The 19884-nt window shown below is 33.2% G+C and carries 17 protein-coding genes; 8 read left to right on the top strand and 9 right to left on the bottom strand.

Annotated elements, in window-relative coordinates; translation table 11 throughout:
* Window positions 1-76 precede the first annotated feature (76 nt).
* From ACKTTV_RS10300 to ACKTTV_RS10310, 3 genes are all read right to left on the bottom strand, one after another.
* A complete protein-coding gene (locus ACKTTV_RS10300; protein WP_408030762.1) occupies window positions 77-2803 on the bottom strand; it encodes a TonB-dependent receptor in 2727 nt (908 codons plus the stop codon).
* A 151-nt stretch (window positions 2804-2954) separates the two neighbouring features.
* On the bottom strand, window positions 2955-3440 hold the full coding sequence (locus tag ACKTTV_RS10305; RefSeq protein WP_408030763.1) for a thioredoxin family protein: 486 nt from the start codon (window positions 3438-3440) through the stop codon (window positions 2955-2957).
* A complete protein-coding gene (locus tag ACKTTV_RS10310) occupies window positions 3441-5672 on the bottom strand; it encodes a TonB-dependent receptor (RefSeq protein WP_408030764.1) in 2232 nt (743 codons plus the stop codon).
* A 114-nt stretch (window positions 5673-5786) separates the two neighbouring features.
* On the opposite strand from ACKTTV_RS10310, the gene ACKTTV_RS10315 reads away from it, so the two are divergent.
* Together ACKTTV_RS10315 and ACKTTV_RS10320 are read left to right on the top strand one after the other, a co-directional pair.
* Window positions 5787-6455, top strand: a complete 669-nt coding sequence (locus tag ACKTTV_RS10315; protein WP_408030913.1) for a metal-dependent transcriptional regulator — start codon at window positions 5787-5789, stop codon at window positions 6453-6455.
* A gap of 18 nt (window positions 6456-6473) precedes the next feature.
* Window positions 6474-7310 (top strand): ZIP family metal transporter, encoded by an 837-nt coding sequence (locus ACKTTV_RS10320; RefSeq protein ID WP_408030765.1) that lies wholly within the window; start codon window positions 6474-6476, stop codon window positions 7308-7310.
* 117 nt (window positions 7311-7427) lie between these two features.
* On the opposite strand, the gene ACKTTV_RS10325 is transcribed toward ACKTTV_RS10320, so the two are convergent.
* Window positions 7428-8381, bottom strand: coding sequence for a carbon-nitrogen hydrolase family protein (locus tag ACKTTV_RS10325; protein ID WP_408030766.1), 954 nt, complete (start codon window positions 8379-8381; stop codon window positions 7428-7430).
* Between the two features lie 204 nt (window positions 8382-8585).
* Between ACKTTV_RS10325 and ACKTTV_RS10330 the strand changes: the two genes are divergently transcribed.
* The 6 genes from ACKTTV_RS10330 to ACKTTV_RS10355 all read left to right on the top strand — a co-directional run bounded on the left by ACKTTV_RS10330 (window position 8586) and on the right by ACKTTV_RS10355 (window position 16842).
* Complete coding sequence (locus ACKTTV_RS10330; protein WP_408030767.1) at window positions 8586-11717, top strand: UvrD-helicase domain-containing protein; 3132 nt, start codon at window positions 8586-8588, stop codon at window positions 11715-11717.
* A gap of 49 nt (window positions 11718-11766) precedes the next feature.
* Window positions 11767-12960, top strand: a complete 1194-nt coding sequence (kbl, locus tag ACKTTV_RS10335; protein WP_408030768.1) for a glycine C-acetyltransferase — start codon at window positions 11767-11769, stop codon at window positions 12958-12960.
* A gap of 120 nt (window positions 12961-13080) precedes the next feature.
* Window positions 13081-14439: an OmpA family protein gene (locus ACKTTV_RS10340; RefSeq protein ID WP_408030769.1), complete on the top strand. Its 1359-nt coding sequence runs from the start codon at window positions 13081-13083 to the stop codon at window positions 14437-14439.
* A gap of 179 nt (window positions 14440-14618) precedes the next feature.
* Window positions 14619-16130, top strand: coding sequence for a F0F1 ATP synthase subunit beta (atpD, locus tag ACKTTV_RS10345; RefSeq protein ID WP_408030770.1), 1512 nt, complete (start codon window positions 14619-14621; stop codon window positions 16128-16130).
* 39 nt (window positions 16131-16169) lie between these two features.
* Window positions 16170-16463: a F0F1 ATP synthase subunit epsilon gene (locus tag ACKTTV_RS10350; protein WP_408030771.1), complete on the top strand. Its 294-nt coding sequence runs from the start codon at window positions 16170-16172 to the stop codon at window positions 16461-16463.
* 97 nt (window positions 16464-16560) lie between these two features.
* Complete coding sequence (locus tag ACKTTV_RS10355) at window positions 16561-16842, top strand: Sec-independent protein translocase subunit TatA/TatB (RefSeq protein ID WP_408030772.1); 282 nt, start codon at window positions 16561-16563, stop codon at window positions 16840-16842.
* A gap of 11 nt (window positions 16843-16853) precedes the next feature.
* On the opposite strand, the gene ACKTTV_RS10360 is transcribed toward ACKTTV_RS10355, so the two are convergent.
* The 5 genes from ACKTTV_RS10360 to ACKTTV_RS10380 form a co-directional block, all read right to left on the bottom strand.
* A complete protein-coding gene (locus ACKTTV_RS10360) occupies window positions 16854-17495 on the bottom strand; it encodes an O-methyltransferase (RefSeq protein ID WP_408030773.1) in 642 nt (213 codons plus the stop codon).
* A gap of 113 nt (window positions 17496-17608) precedes the next feature.
* The gene (locus tag ACKTTV_RS10365) at window positions 17609-17869 is read right to left on the bottom strand and encodes a hypothetical protein (protein ID WP_408030774.1); all 261 of its coding nucleotides are present in this window, start codon (window positions 17867-17869) and stop codon (window positions 17609-17611) included.
* 3 nt (window positions 17870-17872) lie between these two features.
* Complete coding sequence (locus tag ACKTTV_RS10370) at window positions 17873-18445, bottom strand: sigma-70 family RNA polymerase sigma factor (RefSeq protein ID WP_408030775.1); 573 nt, start codon at window positions 18443-18445, stop codon at window positions 17873-17875.
* Between the two features lie 15 nt (window positions 18446-18460).
* Window positions 18461-19384 carry a TolB family protein gene (locus ACKTTV_RS10375; protein ID WP_408030776.1) on the bottom strand — a complete coding sequence of 308 codons (924 nt, stop codon included), beginning with the start codon at window positions 19382-19384 and terminating at the stop codon, window positions 18461-18463.
* Between the two features lie 2 nt (window positions 19385-19386).
* A complete protein-coding gene (locus ACKTTV_RS10380) occupies window positions 19387-19860 on the bottom strand; it encodes a nuclear transport factor 2 family protein (RefSeq protein ID WP_408030777.1) in 474 nt (157 codons plus the stop codon).
* Window positions 19861-19884 lie beyond the last annotated feature (24 nt).

A 19884-nucleotide genomic window follows, 5' to 3' on the forward strand; every position in this document is an offset into this window, starting at 1 on the left:
TCTGCAAATTTGCATTACTAATATTTCTTTATGTGTACTTAATTTTTAATGAATTGTTACGGTTTTAGGCTTACAATTAAAAATCATATGAAAAACCTAAACTTATATTTACCCCCTTTTTATAATTTCTTAACACTACACTATTCCTATTCACAGAACCATCTCTACTTGTTTGAAATTCAGGATTTAATAAATTAATTAATTTCAATTTGAAGTTATATTTCTTTGCTAGCTTTAATGAAGAAACTAAATCTAAAGTTGGGATTCCCTTCTCAATTATATTCTCGAAACCTCTTGTTCCAATAGAGTATACTCTATCACTGAAATAATTTAAAACAATTGACGAGGTAAATTCGCTATTCTCGTACTTCTTAGTAAAAGCTAAATCTGCATTTAATAAAAACGGAGTAGCACCTTCTAACTCACTAGAACTTTGTTGAAATTGTGCTATTGAATTTGAATTTAAATTAACTCTAGAATATAAATACGATGCATTTAAACCTGCCTTTAATTGGTAATCTTTTTTTTCATTATCAACAAGCTTTTTTCTCGCCTCCAGTTCAACCCCATATACATAGGCATCTTTTCCTACATTTAAGTAAGTTAAAACGTTACCAGCACTTGAAATTTCACTACGAGAAATAGGATTTTTAATCATTTTATAGAATCCAGTTAATGAAACTAATTCACCAGAAGACATATAATGCTCATATTTTATATCTAAATTATAATTATCTGATGGCTTTAAGTTTGGATTCCCCTGACTTGCAAAGTTTATGTCTTGATATTTAAATGGAGCCGTTTCTTTAAATTGAGGATATGTATAAGTTTGGCTAGCCGCTAATCTAAAAATATTATCTTCATTGAAACTATATTTCACATTGAAACTAGGCAAGATATAACTCTTATCAATTTCTGCTGCTCCATCTTCTCTACTACTACCAATATTTGTATCATAAGTAACTCTCTGAACGGCTCTTTCAAATTTCACCCCTCCAGAAAGAATTAACTTTTCACCTAATTGATAAACTACATTTGAAAAAGCACCACTTACTAAACGCTTTCCTCTATAGGTAAATGGAACAAACGTTCCAGCATCTTCGTTTCTCCTACCTCTTCCAGTTTGTAAACTAAAAATATTATTATTGATAGAAGCTTGATTAAACGTAGCATCTGGATTATTGATATCTATAATTGGTCCATTTCCTGTAAAATCATGGTTAAAAATTGTTGCCGCAAACAAACGCTCTGTATATCTGTAATCAGCTCCAAAATCAAACACACTTTTATCATCTTCATTAGCATTAAGCTTATAACTCAACTTCCCCTTAGCCGCATAGTCATTCTCTTGAAGCTTTGAAAAATATCTTTCGTTGGTTCCAGCACTACTTGTGTTAGGTCTTGTTTCTCCATTTCTAATTAAATATTCATTAGATCTTCTATCTGGTTCATTTCCTCTAACAAAGTTTAAAGCCCCTTTCCCTTCTACTGTCAATCTATCATTAAACTTGTATTTAGCCAATAATTGATTCACATACAATTCGTTGTTATTCGTTTGTTGTCTGCGAAGAAAAACCAAATCTCCTTCTTCTTGCGGATCATCTTTTCCATAATAATCACCCACACTTTGCTTGTTGTTATGGATAAATAAATGATTAAATGCTAAATCTAATCCTTTTCCTGATTTATACTTCAAATTCCCCATTAATAACTGAGAAGTATTATAAGTATATTGAGAAAATTCCATATCCCTAAAAGGCTCTGCTACGCCATCATTTGTTGTTTGCCTTACGTTACCTTCAGTAAAATTGTAAGCTCCACTAAATCCTCCAACAACGAAATAACTTAAAGTTCCCTCTTCTCCAACGGAATACTTTTTCCCATAATTAAAAGAAAACGAATTATTCAATTGAAAGTTTTGAGTTTTTGGTTTGAAAGAATTACTAAATGAATATGTATTAAGGTCAGTTACTTCATGATTTAACTTCTGAATACCTAACCTATTTGTTCCATCAATAGTTTGAAAATCTTTCTTCGCTAAAGTTTGCGAGTTACCACTTAACGACACTCCTAAGTTTGCTACTCTCTTTTTACGTAAATCCTTAGAAACAATATCAATGTTTGCTCCACCAACATCACCATTGATATCAGAAGAAAATACCTTGTTTATTCCTACACTTTGAATAATACTCGTATCAAAAAAGCTTAAGGATATATTTTTATACTCAGGATCTTCAGATGGTAATGGTAATCCATTTAATGTTGTAGAATTATACCTATCTCCTAATCCTCTCACTACAACGTTCTTAGCCCCTTTTGAAACTCCTGCCGTTTTAGTAACTGCAGCTGCTGCATTCGAAACTCCTTTTTTAGAAAGCTCTTGAGCTCCGATACTTGTTTTAATAGACACAGCTTTTTTCTGTTCTAATATTAAAGCGCTTTCTTTTTCTCTACTTACAGAAGCGCTAATTTTTACTTCTTCAAGCTGAACTCCTTGGTTAGCTCCTAAAAGTTGATCAACAGTAATCGTTTGTCCTTCTTTTACAACAACCGCCTTTTCTATGGTTTCATAACCAACAAAACTAAATACGATTGTTTGATTTCCGGCAGGTACATTTATAGAATACTTACCATCAATATCAGTAGTCCCTCCAATTGATGTTCCTTTTACAAAAACATTGGCAAATGGTAACGGTTCACCGCCCATTTCCTTATCGGTAACAGTACCTGAAACAACACCTTTACCTTGTGAAAAGACTAGATTACATAAGCTTAAAAAAGCTACGAATAACATTTTTCTCATTACTAACTTTGAATTCTGTTTAATTATCGCCGCAAAATTCAACCTAAGCTGTAAAGCTAATGTTAGCTGTAAATTATTCTTCTATTATTAGAATGTTGTCTTAATGTTAAGAACCCTGTTTAATGTTACCTTAACATTAATCACTAAGTAACTATTTGCTTTTTTGAAGATACCCACTAAGCCCATTTACCATCTGATTTACTGAAAGATAATAATCAATTTGTTCATCAATAGTGTTTCCCGAACCCAAAATTACAGTAGTTGGATATGAAATTCCTTTTGCAGTTGTGGCTAGCGTTTCAGCTAACCTGTGTATACCAGAGGAAGCACTTGTTTTTTTGTATTTGAACTCATACCCCATATACTTTATTGGTTTTTTAAACTCGGCGTCAAGTGAAATGAAATAGAAATTTTTGTTTAGCAAATGAACAACTTCAGGATCGGTAAATGTTTTTTCCTTCATAGCGAAACAAAACTTACACCAAGAAGTGTGTATAAAAACAACTACAGGTTTTTGTTTCTTTTTCTGCAACTGTTCTACTTGCTCAAATGTATAACTAAGAAGTTTCACATCATTTGACTGTGAAGCCAAATGATGTGAAACCAAAAATAGTATTATAGTTATTAGTTGTTTCATCTAAAACAGTCTGTATCGTAAGCCCAAGAACATTCTAATTCCCTGATTAGAAGCATACACATATGCCGGATCGAATGTTAAATTAGGTTTTTCAGGATCAAGGTTTTGATCAAAAGGATCAAAACTCCTTAAAATACTATTTGCCGCTGGAGTAAAGTTAAGGAGATTTTTAACCCCGCCAAAAAGCTGAAAATTATTGGCGAACTTTTTAGATAATTGAATATTTTGAATACTGTACCAAGGAGACTGAGGAGCTCTCGGATCATTATCACCTAATAGAGGTAAATCCATTGGTGCATATACATTCCCTGTATAATCGACTTTCAAATCAATATTGGGTATGGTATATGAAACACTCCAAGTACCACTAAAACTCTCCGTTAATAACTGACGTTCTGTAACTCCGTTTTCAGTTACGGAAACATCCATCAAAGTTGCTCCTGCAATTATAGAAAGTCCATTTTGCCAAGTAATATCTGCATTTAAAGAGATTCCTTTAGAAACCGAGTTACCATCTAAATTACCATATATAATCTTACTAGTATCCGTTTCATAGTCAGGAATAATCTTATTTTCAAAATAAGTATAGAACGTACTAGCATCAATATTAATTACTGTATTATTATCTGTTGCGATCTTCTTTACATAGTTAACATTGGCATTCCACGATGTTTCTGGTTCCAACTCATCTTCAAAAAATAATTCTCTATTTCCTGTTAAAGCCGCATGATCTTCCGTAAAAACATTTGCAACTCTAAATCCGTTCCCTAAACTTAATCTTATTACGTCAGCATTATTCTCAGAATTCCATTTATAATTTATTCTTGGAGAAAAAATTCCTCCATGTACGCTGTTATAGTCGTATCTAGCTCCTAATAAAAGCTTATTATTCGCAGCTAATGTTATTTCATCCTGAACAAATACACCTGGTAAATGTGTAATTGAAGGTTCATTATTTATATCATTCGCTGTTGCTGGTGTATTATCATCATAATAAGTATATCTATATGCTGCTCCAAAAAGAAGATTATGACTTTTACCTATAGAAGTATCCCAAAGTAACTGACCAAAACCAATATATTGATCTGCTTTATAAAAAGTATCTCCATAGTAAGAGTTTTGAGCATGACCATTTGCACTAAACTGAATACTTAACTTTTCATTTGTAGGCAAGTCATAGGTTCCAAAAGTTTCCCATCTACTTGTATAAATACTCTCTCCGTAAACTTCAGTTCCTCCTCTAAATTTAGGCGCCCAATTCATTTGACCTCCCCATCTATCTTCATAAACATAGCGTCCGGCAACTGTAAATACTTTATTATTCTTTCTGGGAAAAGAAAACTTATTAAATAATGAAATTCGATCTTGTAATGTCAAATCTGTAAATCCATCACCATTATTATCAATCGGGTTTTGGTAATTGAAATAATTAACACCTAATAAACCATTTGTTTCTCCTAAATTATATTTAAATCCTAGATCAGTATTAATTTCCCCCCATGAACTTCCAAAAGACTCCAATGCCAATTTAGGTGCTGTTTTAGCAGTTTTGGTAATGATATTAATCACACCCCCAACAGCCTCTGAACCATATAAAGTTGAAGCTGGTCCTTTCACTATCTCTACTCTTTCTATTAACGACTGTGGCAAACCCGTTAAACCATAAACTGTAGACAAACCACTAACAATAGGCATTCCATCAATTAATACGAACGTATAAGGTCCTTCCAAACCATTTATATGGATATCTCCAGTGTTACATACGCTACAGTTTACTTGAGGACGAACTCCATTAACGTTTGCCATAGATTCAAAAACAGAAGGTGCTGGGTTTTTCTTAAAAAAAACTGGTGAATACACTTCAACTGGAACTGGACTATCCAATTTTTTAACAGGCTTCATAGTTCCCGAAACGACTACTTCCTCTAAAGCCGAATTAGCCTCACTAAGTTGAAAGTTTAGATTCAAAGTTTGTCCTTTCTTTAATTCTATTCTTTTAATCCTAGTATTAAATCCAATTGAAGAAATCTCGAGCTTCTGTTTACCCGAAAGGTTCGTTTTTAAGTAATAATTCCCATTTTTATCAGACAAGGTTCCAACACTTGTTCCTTTTAGTATAATATTAGCCATCTCCAAAGGCTCTCCATTAAACGTCACCTTCCCTTTTATAGTACTCTGAGAAAACATGACACTCGAAGCGCACAGTAGCAGTAGTAGCGATAAACATTTCATTCTATTTGTTTTATTCTTAATTTTTGAGCAAAGGTAAAATAATTTTTAGATAAACCTAAAAATATGTTTATGTAAAACAAAATTTGTATGTTTGCATCAACCCAACAAAGCATAATGTTTAGTCAGTCTGAAGAAAATTATATAAAAACGATATTTCATTTAGGAGGAATATCAACCAAAGGAATTAGCACAAACGCCATTGCCAAAAAACTAAATACAAAAGCATCTTCTGTTACAGATATGGTTAAAAAATTATCTGAGAAAGAAGTCGTTCTTTATAAAAAGTATCAAGGAGTAAGTCTTACCGACTTAGGCAAAAAAACTGCAGTGAATATTATTCGAAAACATCGTCTTTGGGAGGTTTTTTTAGTGAATAAACTTAATTTTTCCTGGGATGAAGTTCACGAAGTTGCTGAGCAATTAGAACACATTAACTCTCCTAAACTTATAAATGAACTTGATGCCTTTCTCGACTACCCAAAAAGAGATCCACATGGCGATCCTATCCCTGATAAAGATGGAAACCTGCAAGTTGTTGAAAAAAGTTTATTAGCTACTTTAAATATCAATGAAAAAGGCATTTGTATAGGTGTGGAAGATAGTTCTTCTGAATTTCTTCAATTTTTAGACAAACATGAGATAGCATTAGGAAAAAGCATTGAAATTATTGAAAAGGAACCTTTTGACGGTTCATTTACAATAAAAATGGATGATAAGCTACTCAACATTTCAAATAAAACAGCAAACAATTTATACATTCAAAAAACACAAAAACAAGGTTAAATACATTAGTAAATATTTATGGACTTATTTGATCAAATAGTTGCATTTTGTAAAGAACACCCTATCCAAGGGGCACTTTATGCATCATTATTTACATGGGGACTTACTGGTCTAGGGGCTAGTTTGGTTTTCTTTTTTAAAAAATTAAATCGCGCTGTACTCGATGGAATGCTAGGGTTCACGGGAGGAGTTATGGTTGCTGCCAGTTTCTGGAGTTTACTTTCTCCTGCTATAGACAATAGCCCAGGCGAAGGTTTTATAAAAGTAATTCCCTCAGCCATTGGTTTCGCTCTCGGAGCTTTAGCATTATTCGGCATGGACAAATGGTTGCCTCACTTACATATTAATTTTCAGGACAACGAAGCTGAAGGTGTTAAAACCAATTGGCATAAAACTACTTTATTGGTATTAGCAATTACTTTGCACAATATACCAGAAGGACTAGCTGTTGGAGTTTTATTTGGAGCTGCTTCAACTTTAGTTGGTGTTGAACAAACTGAAATGGTAATCGCCGCAATTTCTTTAGCCATTGGTATTGGAATTCAAAATTTCCCAGAAGGTTTTGCCGTAGCAATGCCTCTTCGTCGTCAAGGAGTAAGTAGAAGAAAGAGTTTTTGGTACGGACAACTCTCTGCTATCGTTGAGCCTTTTGCTGCGGTATTAGGAGCAGTAGCTGTATCTTTTTTCACTCCAATTTTACCTTATGCCTTAGCTTTTGCAGCTGGAGCTATGATTTTCGTTGTAGTTGAAGAAGTTATTCCGGAAACGCAAAGAGATAAATATACCGATATTGCCACCTTAGGGTTTATCGGAGGATTTATTGTTATGATGTCTTTAGACGTAGGTCTTGGATAAACAATAAATCAAAGACAATAAAAGTTTAATTTTTTTAGAAAAATCATTCTGCATAGATTCTTATCTATAGGAATGATTTTTCGCTTTTAGGTATATCTGTAATAACTAAGCACCTTCTTAACTTTTAGAAATATCCAATATTGATTGCCTTTCAGTGTTTAGCACTAATTTCGTAACATCTGGTCTTGAATAATGACCAACACAATCGAAATTTTGACGCTCTTCTAATACTTTTTGATAATCTATAATTCCCGTAAACAATCCTTCTTTCCCAGTAACAGGTGGCACTACCCACTCTCCATCGGGTCCTGCTATACACGATCCTCCATTCGCTAGAACCCCAGGTGCATTCGCTACTATTTTCTCAATATGAGGAGTGTCTTTTGGAAAATCTTCAATAGACATAAATCCACTAACCGAAACTACAAACGACCTACTTTCTTTTGCAATAAACTTTGTAATATCAAAGGTATTCCTTTCAGCACCAGGCCAAACGGCAACATGTAAATTTTCCCCTTGGGCATACAATGCTGTTCTAGGCAAAGGCATCCAATTCTCCCAACAGTTCAATCCTCCTACTGTAAACGCTTTCAACGGATGTACTTGCAACCCATTCCCATCTCCTGAAGACCATGTTAAACGCTCTTCATACGTAGGCTGTAACTTCCTATGAACCGATTTTATTTCACCATTTTCATTTATGTAAACCAAAGAACAATACAAGCTATGTCCCCCTCTATTAAACGCTCTTTCGATTATTCCTAAATAAACAGCTATTTGATTTTCTTTAGCTATTTGACAAATTTCATCTAATTCTCCACTTTCTATTTGTATCGAATTTTTTACATAATGTGCATGGATTTCTTTTTGAACATTGGAGTTAAATTCTGCTCCATTGGTAATGGACAACCAAAAGGGATATCCAGGCAACAACCCTTCACCAAAAACCACCAAATTACAATCTTCATCACTAGCTTGTAAAACATATGATTTCACCTTCTCCAGAGTCTTTTCTTTATTAAGCCATACAGGAGCTATTTGCGCCATCCCTATTTTTAGTCGAGTACCCATTTTGTTATTGATTTTTAGATAAATATATAGAAAATGAGTCGATTTAATATTGAATGCTTACGACAACTATTCTTAATTAAACATATCGTTAATATATGTGATTTTTAAAACAATAGTAATTTAGAGGTCAACTCCATTAATCCTTTTTATTCATACATGGAGGAAAGAACAATAAAATAAGTTACTTTGCATAAAACTTACAGAATGCAAAACTCTTCGTCTTTTCAAATATATAATGCTTCTGCTGGCAGTGGAAAAACCTTCACTCTAGTAAAAGAATATTTAAAGATACTTTTATCTTCTGAAGATATTTTTCTATTCCAAAAAATTCTAGCAATTACCTTTACAAACAAGGCTGCAGGAGAAATGAAAGAAAGAGTTTTAAACAATCTTCAATCCTTTGCTGACCAAAACGAAAGTGATATTTTAACGATAATTCTGGATGAAACCAGTTTAGATAAAGAAACTATTCAGAAACGCAGTAAAAAAATTGTCGATGCCATTCTTCAAAACTATGCAGGTTTCTCTATAACAACAATTGACAGTTTTACACATAAAATAATTAAAAGTTTTGCCTTTGACCTTGGGTTAAGTCTTAATTTCGAAGTTGAAATGGATGCTGTTTCATTATTAAATGAAGCCGTAGACGTTTTGGTATCAAAAATTGGAAGTGATACAAACATCACAAAACTTCTCATACATTTTTCGCTAAGCAAAACTGACGATGATAAGTCATGGGATATTTCAAAAGAATTGAATGAGATTGCTAAAATTTTACTCAATGAAGATGACGCAAAACATGTAAACCTCTTAGCTTCAAAAGAATTAAATGATTTCAACAGCTTACAAAACAAGTTATCAAAAAATAAAATCGAGCTTTTAGAAGAAATTAAAGACAAAGGAAAACTAGCTCTTGGAATAATTGAAAATGCTAACCTTGAAGCAAAAGATTTCTCTCGTGGAACATTCCCAAAGTTCTTGAAAGATTTGAGTGAATTCACCTCTTCTTTTGATTTCAAAAAAAGAAGCGAAACAATTGATAAAGCTATCGAAAATCACAATTTCTATACTAAAACGGCAAAACCTGAAATCAAAAATTCTATTGAGGGAATCCTACCTGAACTGATTACCCTTTTTCATAAAAGTAAAGAAATATATGGTCAACTAATTTTATGTGAATTAGCCTTAAAAAGTTTAATTCCGTTGGCTGTACTAAACAATATTAATACCGAACTAAACACGATTAAAGACGATAATAACATTCGTTTAAATGCTGAATTTAATCAGTTAATTGCAAATAATATAAAAAACCAACCAACTCCTTTCATTTACGAACGTATAGGTCAACGTTTTATGCATTATTTTATTGATGAAATGCAGGATACTTCCACGTTACAATGGAAAAACTTAATTCCATTAATTGATAACGCCTTAGCCCAAGAGAATAGTAATCTCTTATTGGTAGGTGATGGAAAACAGGCCATATATCGATGGAGAGGAGGAAAAGCAGAACAATTTATTAGTTTAGGTTCTAATGATGAAAACTCGGTAAACCCTTTTCAAATACCTAAAGCAGCAAAAACACTTGAAACCAATTTTAGAAGTTATAGTGAAATCATAAATTTCAATAATAACTTCTTTCAACATTCGGCTAACTTTCTACAAAACACTAGCTACAAGCAACTATTTATAGAAGGAAATAAACAGTTAGAAAATAGTAGAAAAGGCGGTTGTGTATCAATAAACTTTCTGGAAAAAGAAAAGGATAGAGAAGCCGAGTCTTTAAAATACCCAGTTAAAGTTCTTGAAAAAATAAAAGAATTACAACTGCAATTCAGACTTGACGAAATATGCATATTGGTTAGAAAAAAAAGCGATGGAATTGCAATTGCTAATTACTTATCAGAAAATTCAGTTCCAATTGTTTCTTCTGAAACATTGTTATTAAAAAGCAATACAAAAGTAAGTTTTATAATAGATATACTTCAAGTTTTACAGCACCCTACGGATAAAGAAACACTTACTAATGTTTTGTACTTTCTTCATAGCCATTTAAAAGTTCAAGATAAGAAACACACCTTTATCGCTGAACATATTAACTTAAGCAATCATAACTTGTTTGAAAGTTTAGCTTCCTACAGCACCTCTTTTAATCTTAACGATTTTAACCTACTTCCGTTTTACGAAAAAATAGAAAACATTATAAGAGGTTTTCATCTAACCATCTCCTCAGATGCTTATCTCCAATTTTTTCTGGATGTAGTTTTAGAACAACAGAGAAATGATACCGATATACAAAACTTTTTAGATTATTGGGATCGTAAAAAAGACAATCTCAGTATTGTAGCTCCAGAAAGTACTAACGCGGTTCAGATAATGACAATACATAAATCAAAAGGATTAGAATTTCCCGTAGTTATATTTCCTTGTGATTTGGATATTTACCAACAGATAAACCCAAAAGTATGGCTCAATAAACTTCCTGAAAGCTATAATCCTTTCAACGAATTACTTCTTCCTTTTAATAAAGATTTAAATTTTATTAGCGAAAAAGGAAAAGAAATTTACGAACAACAAAGAGAAGAGTTAGAACTTGACAACCTAAATCTTTTGTATGTAGCTTTAACAAGGCCTGTGGAACAATTACATATTATTACAGATAAGAGAATTTCGAAAACTGGAGAAAACACCAATTATTACTCTGGAATATTTATTAATTACCTTAAGAAAACAGGTCTATGGAACGACAATGATCTTACCTATATTTTTGGAAGTAATGAGAGAATAAGTAAAGTAACAATGCTTGAAAGCAAAGCAAAAATTCAAGACCAATTTATATCCTCTCCATGGCAGGATCATAACATATATATGTTAGCAAGTGCTTCGAAATTATGGGACACTAAACAAGAAGAAGCAATACAATATGGTAATCTTATCCATGAAATGATGTCTAAAATCAGAACAATAAAGGATATTTCTGATGTTCTAGATGAATATACTAGCCAAGGAATCATTCAAAAAAAAGACACTTCTCTTATAAAAGAAACCATGACTAAAATAGTTAAGCACCCCGTTTTAGAAGAATTCTTCTCGGAAGGCGTTGCTATTTTTAGTGAACGAGAAATTGTTACTATAGATAACCAAATCATTATTCCAGATAGGTTAGTTATTAAAAATAACAATGCCACTATTATAGATTACAAAACAGGAAAAGCCTCTTCTCAGCATCATCAACAAGTCTTAAAATATGCTAATGCTTTAAAAGAAATGAATCTTCAAATTCACAAAAAACTATTGGTATATATTGATCAAGAAATTTTGGTTGAAGAAGTTTAACCTACTAAATTTGACCCTAACAAACATTCAACTTAATAAACACGATAAAATGTACGGAAAAATAAAGGAACATTTAGAAAAAGAAATCCAAGATATCAAAGATGCTGGTCTATATAAATCAGAACGAATTATTACTTCATCACAAGATGCCGTAATTAAAATATCTACAGGTGAAGAAGTAATCAACTTTTGTGCTAATAACTATTTAGGACTATCAAACAACCCTGAAGTTATTCAAGCAGCTAAAGATACTATGGACACACACGGTTTTGGAATGTCTTCTGTACGTTTTATTTGCGGTACTCAAGATATTCATAAGCAATTAGAAAGTAAGATTGCTGAGTTCTATCAAACAGAAGACACCATATTATATGCAGCTGCATTTGATGCAAATGGTGGTGTGTTTGAACCTCTTTTAACAAAAGAAGATGCTATTATTTCAGATAGTTTAAACCACGCTTCTATTATCGATGGTGTGCGCTTATGTAAAGCTGCTCGTTATCGTTATAATAATAACGATATGGCTTCCCTAGAAGAACAATTAATTGAAGCCAATAAGCAAAACCATAGATTCAAAATCATTGTTACAGATGGGGTATTCTCAATGGACGGAATTGTTGCGGAATTAGATAAAATTTGTGATTTAGCCGACAAGTACGATGCTATGGTTATGATCGACGAATGTCACGCTGCAGGGTTTATAGGTGAAACAGGAAGAGGAACCTTAGAACTTAAGAAAGTAATGGGGCGCATTGATATTATTACTGGTACCCTTGGAAAAGCCTTAGGTGGTGCCATGGGTGGATATACTACTGGTAAAAAAGAAATCATTGAAATTCTACGTCAACGTTCTCGCCCATATTTATTTTCAAACTCTTTAGCACCAGCAATTGTAGGTGCCTCATTAAAAGTATTTGACATTTTATCTAATGATACTTCTTTGAGAGATAAGCTCGAATGGAACACCAAATATTTCAGAACTGAAATGGAAAAAGCTGGTTTCGATTTAGTTGGAGCCGATGCCGCAATAGTACCAGTAATGCTCTATGATGCTAAACTTTCTCAAGTTATGGCAAACAAACTTTTAGAAGAAGGTATATATGTTATCGGATTCTTTTACCCAGTTGTTCCAAAAGAGCAAGCAAGAATTCGTGTTCAATTATCTGCTGCACATGAAAAAGAGCATCTCGACAAAGCAATTAATGCATTTATTAAGGTAGGGAAAGAACTGAAAGTGATATAGATGATTGCAACAAAAAACTTGCTTTTCTAGGAAGTTTTTGTAGATTTGTTTTTGTAAATAAGTTTTAACAACTTACATTTGCGTTATATATAAACGAACTTTTAATTTAAATTTTTAATAATGAAACAATTAAAATTAGCTGTGATGGCTTTGTTTGCGTTCGCAACAGTGGGAACGGTAAGCGCACAGGATTCAGACAACCCATGGGTAGTTGGTTTCGGAGTTAATGCTGTTGACTTTAGAATTCCTACAGAATTTGGAGAATACGCAAAAGACTATATCGGTACTAGTGACTGGAATATCTTGCCTTCAGTTTCAAGAATTTCTGTTGACAGATACTTAAACGACGGATTCACGTTACAAGTAGCGGGTTCTTTAAACAAAATCGAAACTTTCAGTAAAGAAGACGATATGGACGAGCTTTACTGGGCTATCGATGCTAACGTAAAGTATGACTTAAACAACTTGTTTGGTGATACTGCTTGGTTCGATCCATATGTATATTTAGGTGGTGGTTACGCTAACTTAGGTGATGCAGGTGAAGGAACTTTAAACGCTGGTTTAGGATTCAACACTTGGTTTAACGACAACTTAGGTTTAAACTTCCAATCTGGAGGAAAGAAAGAGTTTGCTGACAAAGTTCAAGATCACTTTCAACACTCTATAGGTTTAGTATTCAAATTCGGAGGAAAGGATACTGACGGTGACGGTATATATGACAAGGAAGATGCTTGTCCAGAAGTTGCTGGTTTAAAAGAGTTCAACGGATGTCCTGATACTGATAACGATGGTATTAAAGATTCTGATGATGCTTGTCCAGAAGTTGCTGGTTTAGCTGCATTAAACGGTTGTCCTGATGCTGACGGTGATGGTATTGCTGATAAAGATGATGCATGTCCTTCTAAAGCTGGTTTAGCTTCATTAAACGGATGTCCAGATGCTGATAGCGATGGAATTGCTGATAACAAAGACAAGTGTCCTAACACTGCTGGTCCAGCTGCTAACAACGGATGTCCTTGGCCTGATACTGACGGAGACGGAGTATTAGACAAAGACGATAAGTGTCCTAACGTTAAAGGTGTTGCTTCTAACAACGGATGTCCTGAAGTTGTAATCAAGGAAGAGGCTGTTAAGAAATTAGAGAACTTTGCTAAAGCTATTTACTTCAACTCAGGAAGAACTTCTTTCAGACCAGGAGTTAAAGGTAAATTAGATTTAATGGCTGGTATCATGAAAGAGTATCCTAAAGCTAACTTTAGCATCGAAGGACACACTGATAGCCAAGGTAGAGAAGCTTCTAACTTAAGATTATCTGAAAAAAGAGCTAAAGCTGTTGTTGACTACTTAGTTAGTAAAGCTGGAATCTCTGGAAACAGATTAACTTCTAAAGGATTTGGTGAAGCTTACCCAATCGCTTCTAACAAAACTAGAGACGGAAGAGCTCAAAACAGACGTGTTGAAATCAAAGTTGTAAAATAATTTTACTTCAACCATATAAAATTAAAGCCTCACCAAGTGTGAGGCTTTTTTTATTTCAATAAAAAACTAAAAATAGTTCGAAACATTTTTAAAATTGGCTTTAAAAATTTACCTTTGCGCCTTGAAAAAATGAGTTAATTCTCACTTAACAAAATAAATAACTTTAATTACATATAGTAATGTCTACAATAACAGGTAAAGTTTCTCAAATTATTGGTCCAGTTATCGATGTTGAGTTTAATACAGAAAACGCTGAACTGCCAAAGATTTATGATTCATTAGAAATAAATAAAGCCGATGGTTCTACTTTAGTTTTAGAAGTTCAACAACATATTGGTGAAGATACAGTTCGTACAATCTCAATGGATGCGACTGATGGTTTACAAAGAGGGCAAGAAGTAATTGCTACTGGTAACCCTATTCAAATGCCAATAGGTAATGATATTTACGGACGTTTATTTAACGTTACAGGTGAAGCTATCGACGGATTAGGTGACTTACCTAAAACTGGAGAAGATGGTTTACCAATTCACCGTTCTGCACCTAAATTTGAAGACTTATCTACTTCTACTGAAGTATTATTTACCGGTATTAAAGTAATTGACTTAATTGAGCCTTATGCAAAAGGAGGTAAAATTGGTTTATTCGGTGGTGCTGGTGTAGGTAAAACTGTATTAATTCAGGAGTTAATTAACAACATTGCAAAAGGACACGGAGGTTTATCTGTATTTGCTGGTGTAGGAGAAAGAACTCGTGAAGGAAACGATTTATTAAGAGAGATGTTAGAGTCAGGAATTATCAAGTATGGTGATGACTTTATGCACTCTATGGAAGATGGTGGATGGGATTTATCAAAAGTTGATAAATCTGGAATGAGAGATTCTAAAGCTACTTTCGTATTTGGTCAGATGAATGAGCCACCAGGAGCACGTGCACGTGTTGCTTTATCTGGATTAACAATTGCTGAATACTTCCGTGATGGTGCTGGAGAAGCTCAAGGTAAAGATGTATTATTCTTCGTTGATAATATCTTCCGTTTTACACAAGCTGGTTCTGAGGTATCTGCACTTCTTGGACGTATGCCATCTGCCGTAGGTTACCAACCAACATTAGCAACAGAGATGGGGGCAATGCAAGAGCGTATTACTTCTACTAAGAAAGGTTCTATTACTTCTGTACAGGCAGTATATGTACCTGCGGATGATTTAACTGACCCTGCTCCTGCTACAACATTTGCTCACTTAGATGCAACAACTGTATTATCTCGTAAGATTGCTGAGCTAGGTATTTATCCTGCTGTAGATCCATTAGATTCTACGTCTAGAATTCTTACTCCAGAAATTCTTGGTGATGAGCACTACGGATGTGCACAAAGAGTAAAAGAGTTATTACAACGTTATAAAGAATTACAAGATATTATTGCCATCTTAGGTATGGAAGAATTATCTGAAGAGGATAAATTAGTAGTACACAGAGCACGTCGTGTACAACGCTTCTTATCTCAACCATTCCACGTAGCTGAGCAGTTTACTGGTATCCCAGGTGTTTTAGTTGACATTAAAGATACAATCAAAGGATTTACTATGATTATGGATGGTGAATTAGATAAGTATCCTGAATCTGCATTCAACTTAAAAGGATCTATCCAAGATGCTATCGATGCAGGAGAGAAGATGTTAGCTGAAGCGTAATTCAATTAACAATTATTAATTAAATAATCAATTGAATTTATGTTTTTAGAAATTGTTACTCCAGAAGCGATCTTATTTTCATCGGATGTTGATTCTGTAACTGTACCAGGGATAGATGGTGATTTTCAAATGTTGAATAATCACGCTCCTATAGTTTCTATCTTAGACAAAGGAACTGTGAAGATTCATGTGCACACACAAAATCATTTATCTTTTGATGACTTACATGGTAGCATTGAAAAACTACCAGCGGATGATAAAGTTTTAACTTTGGACATCAAGTCAGGAACAATTGAAATGAAAGATAATAAAGTAATTATTCTAGCCGACTAATTGCTTTCTACATAAACTAAAAAAGCCAAACCTAATTTAACATGGTTTGGCTTTTTCTTTTACATAAAAAATAAGTCTTTTTAATTATCTTTGCTTTATGAATACTACTTTTTTATTTATCGGAGGCCCTGAAATTTTTATTATACTATTGATTGTAGTTATGTTTTTCGGTGCTGACAAGCTCCCTGAAATCGCAAGAGGTTTAGGTAAAGGAATGCGTCAAATAAAAGATGCAACCAACGATATTAAAAGAGAAATAAATGAGAGTGCTCAAGAGCACGGCTTAGACACAAATATTGTCCAAGATATTAACAAAGAAGTTAATGATGTTAAAGATAACATTGACGATTTAACAGGACCAATTAAGAGAAATAGGTAAATAAAAAAATTCTACTTCACTCTACTTATTGTTAATCCATCTCTAATAGGTAATAACACCGTTTCTAAGCGACTATCTTCATTTAATAGGCGATTATACTCTAAAAGGACTTTTGTGTCAATATCTCTAGGATTTAACTCCTCTACAACCTTACCACTCCATAATACATTATCAGAAAGGATGACTCCTCCTGAATTCATCTTATCAATAATTAAGTCAAAATAATTTAAATAATTAGACTTATCAGCATCAATAAACACCAAATCAAACTTCTCATCAATTTGAGGTATTATTTCAATAGCATTGCCCACATATTGTTTAATCTGATCTTTATATTCAGATTTATCAAAATACTTTCTTTGCAACTCTTCTAATTCTTCATTTTTATCAATGGTAAACAAAGTTCCACCATCTCTTAGCCCTTCCGCTAAACAAAGTGCTGAATAGCCAGTATAAGTTCCTATTTCAAGTATTTTATTAGGTTGTATTAGTTTGGAAATCATTGACAAGACTCTTCCTTGAAAAGCCCCGCTAAGCATTCTAGGGTTTAAGACTTTTTGCCATGTTTCTCTACTCAACTCTTTTAAAAGAGTAGGTTCTACTTGTGAATGCTCTACGGCATAATTATCTATGGAATCTGGTAAAAAATGCATACTATCTATTTAATTGCAAAATTAAAAAAACGGAATTCATCCTTACAACAAATTCCGTTTCAATCTAACAAAAAATCAAAAAATGGTTTTTTCAAAAAAAACCTAAAAGCTCTTTATATTATTTCTTTAATTTTTTCTTTCAAGGCCAACTTGTCCTCGTCAGTCATTAAATGCTTCTTTGCTCTACATTCTGTAGCTTTTTTCTTATAAAATCCTGTTAATATGCCATTTTGCTTTGAATATAATCTACATATCTTACAAAACATAACATGCATATTAAGCTTAATTTTTTCTAATGTAGTAGCCTCTCCATACTGTGCCTTATCACAAATCGTTGTTGCTTCGTCACAAGATATTTTAAACTTTCCAAACATAAATTAATTATTAAACCAGTTCTTTTCCAAACAACCTCTTAATTGAGTTCTAGCTCTGTGGATAATCACCCAAAGATTAGACGGTGTAATTTCTAGTGCCTTACAAATTTCCTCAGTCTCAAACTCCTGCATAGTTTTCATCCTAAAAACCATGGCATATTTTTCTGGTAAATTGTCAATACATTTATCTATTTGTTCCTTTAATTCTTCGTTTTCAATATCTTCTTCAGCTTCGTTTTTCCATGTTTGTGGAACTCTCTCTTCTATCCAATTCCCCTCATTATCTCCTCCATCATAGAAACTCATTTTCACCTCGGCCTGTCCTTTTTTCGAGTTTATCTTTCTGTAATGATCTATTACTTTTCGTTTCAAAATAGAAACAAGCCATGTTCTTTCTGTTGATTTCCCTTCGAAATTCTTAGCTGATTTTAAACCTGCAAAGAAAGTTTCTTGAACTAAATCTTTAGCTAAAGCCTCGTTATTAACTCGCACAACAGCATAGTTAAACAAATAATCGGCATAATTATCTACCCACTGGTCAGGGGATAAACTATTTTTCTCTTTGTTTGGGTTCATTACGTCAAATATACACTAAATTTTATTTAATGGCGTACAGTAAATTCGACTTAAACCGTTAGGTAAAACCTCTATTTTTTTTAGCATGCCCTTTAGATTTTTTTTTGGTTCTAAAACATCAATTGTTTCAGTTCTCACTGACGTAAAATACAGCATTTTATTCTTATAATCAACAAACGGGCAATATTCTTCACGCTTTGTATTAATATAATTTCCCATGTGTTGAGCGGGCATCCAAATTCCTAAATCATTCTTTTTACTTACATACATATCTCCTCTACCTAAATCATCCTTTCTTCCATATGAGGTAAAAATGATACAATCTTCATCCGGAGAAACAAAAGCATTATATTCAAAATTTTCACTATTTACCGCCTCACTTAACGATTCAGGCTTTGTATACTTTCCATTGACTATTTTGCTAATATAGATGTCTTCTTTGCCTTTGCTATCCTCTCTTTCTGTAGTAAAAAAAAGATTTCCTTTTTTAGAAACAGAAGGATAGAATTCATTTTTATCTGTGTTTATAATTTCTCCTAGCCAAATTGGTGAAGACCATTCTTCTAACAATTCGCTTCTTTCTACATACCATATATCCATATCTTTTTTTGCTCCTGTACCATCTACCTTACGATTAGAAGCAAAAAATAACTTCTTCCCATCTGGAGATAGGAAAGGTTCTAAATCTCTAATTCCTTTCTGTCCGGAAAAACTAACAATTTCAAGTACCTCCCAATTTCCTTTAATCTTTTTTGATGAAACAATGTATGAATACTCCTTCAAGTATCCTTGAGCCGTAAAATAAATTTCGGTCCCATCGTTACTTATTGATAAGTCCCTAACATGACCAAAATCACGAAATAGTTCTGGTAAAAATAACTTCGATTCCTGCGCATAAATACTACTTGCTATGAAAAGCAGACAAACAACATATTTCATTTTTAATTCTCTGATGTGTTACATCCTTTCCTTCTCCTTGTATCAACAATATAAATAATCTCCCATTTTCCGTTATTATTAAACAATTGAAACGAATTTGCTCCACAATGACTTAATTTACCATTGTAATAAAACTCATACGGAGTCCAAACTGAAGCTAAATTGGCATCAACATGAATTTCCATAGAAAGTAACTTCTCGAAATAGGTGTCTTCCTTTTTTTTGCTGGCAATCGCCTTCAATAATTCGTCCTTCAATTGAGTTCTTATTTGTGTTTTCGACTCCCTATCCGTAAAGGTAGTTTGAAGCTTTAACGACTTATGAATAGAAGAACTTACAATTGCACTATCCCCTTTGTGTAACCCATCAAAAAAAGTATTAATGGTATTTTTTATTTTATTTTCTTCGGAAGAAGTTTGAGCCCTAACCACCGCCGAAAGTGTTAAAACAATAAGGATAGTAATTATTTTTTGCATATTTATTGAGTTTGGATGCCTAAA

Origin of the sequence: Tenacibaculum xiamenense (assembly GCF_964513065.1) — a bacterium.
In the GTDB taxonomy this organism is placed as follows: Bacteria; Bacteroidota; Bacteroidia; order Flavobacteriales; family Flavobacteriaceae; genus Polaribacter; species Polaribacter xiamenense.

What these genes read in the sequence shown, in the direction of transcription:
- ACKTTV_RS10315 (WP_408030913.1), top strand. Translation starts at nt 5,787, where the DNA reads ATGTTTAGTCAGTCTGAAGAAAATTATATAAAAACGATATTTCATTTA.
- kbl (WP_408030768.1), top strand. Translation starts at nt 11,767, where the DNA reads ATGTACGGAAAAATAAAGGAACATTTAGAAAAAGAAATCCAAGATATC.
- ACKTTV_RS10365 (WP_408030774.1), bottom strand. Translation starts at nt 17,869, where the DNA reads ATGTTTGGAAAGTTTAAAATATCTTGTGACGAAGCAACAACGATTTGT.
- ACKTTV_RS10300 (WP_408030762.1), bottom strand. Translation starts at nt 2,803, where the DNA reads ATGAGAAAAATGTTATTCGTAGCTTTTTTAAGCTTATGTAATCTAGTC.
- ACKTTV_RS10380 (WP_408030777.1), bottom strand. Translation starts at nt 19,860, where the DNA reads ATGCAAAAAATAATTACTATCCTTATTGTTTTAACACTTTCGGCGGTG.
- ACKTTV_RS10350 (WP_408030771.1), top strand. Translation starts at nt 16,170, where the DNA reads ATGTTTTTAGAAATTGTTACTCCAGAAGCGATCTTATTTTCATCGGAT.
- ACKTTV_RS10355 (WP_408030772.1), top strand. Translation starts at nt 16,561, where the DNA reads ATGAATACTACTTTTTTATTTATCGGAGGCCCTGAAATTTTTATTATA.
- ACKTTV_RS10325 (WP_408030766.1), bottom strand. Translation starts at nt 8,381, where the DNA reads ATGGGTACTCGACTAAAAATAGGGATGGCGCAAATAGCTCCTGTATGG.
- ACKTTV_RS10340 (WP_408030769.1), top strand. Translation starts at nt 13,081, where the DNA reads ATGAAACAATTAAAATTAGCTGTGATGGCTTTGTTTGCGTTCGCAACA.
- ACKTTV_RS10375 (WP_408030776.1), bottom strand. Translation starts at nt 19,384, where the DNA reads ATGAAATATGTTGTTTGTCTGCTTTTCATAGCAAGTAGTATTTATGCG.
- ACKTTV_RS10330 (WP_408030767.1), top strand. Translation starts at nt 8,586, where the DNA reads ATGCAAAACTCTTCGTCTTTTCAAATATATAATGCTTCTGCTGGCAGT.
- ACKTTV_RS10305 (WP_408030763.1), bottom strand. Translation starts at nt 3,440, where the DNA reads ATGAAACAACTAATAACTATAATACTATTTTTGGTTTCACATCATTTG.
- ACKTTV_RS10320 (WP_408030765.1), top strand. Translation starts at nt 6,474, where the DNA reads ATGGACTTATTTGATCAAATAGTTGCATTTTGTAAAGAACACCCTATC.
- ACKTTV_RS10370 (WP_408030775.1), bottom strand. Translation starts at nt 18,445, where the DNA reads ATGAACCCAAACAAAGAGAAAAATAGTTTATCCCCTGACCAGTGGGTA.
- ACKTTV_RS10310 (WP_408030764.1), bottom strand. Translation starts at nt 5,672, where the DNA reads ATGAAATGTTTATCGCTACTACTGCTACTGTGCGCTTCGAGTGTCATG.
- atpD (WP_408030770.1), top strand. Translation starts at nt 14,619, where the DNA reads ATGTCTACAATAACAGGTAAAGTTTCTCAAATTATTGGTCCAGTTATC.
- ACKTTV_RS10360 (WP_408030773.1), bottom strand. Translation starts at nt 17,495, where the DNA reads ATGCATTTTTTACCAGATTCCATAGATAATTATGCCGTAGAGCATTCA.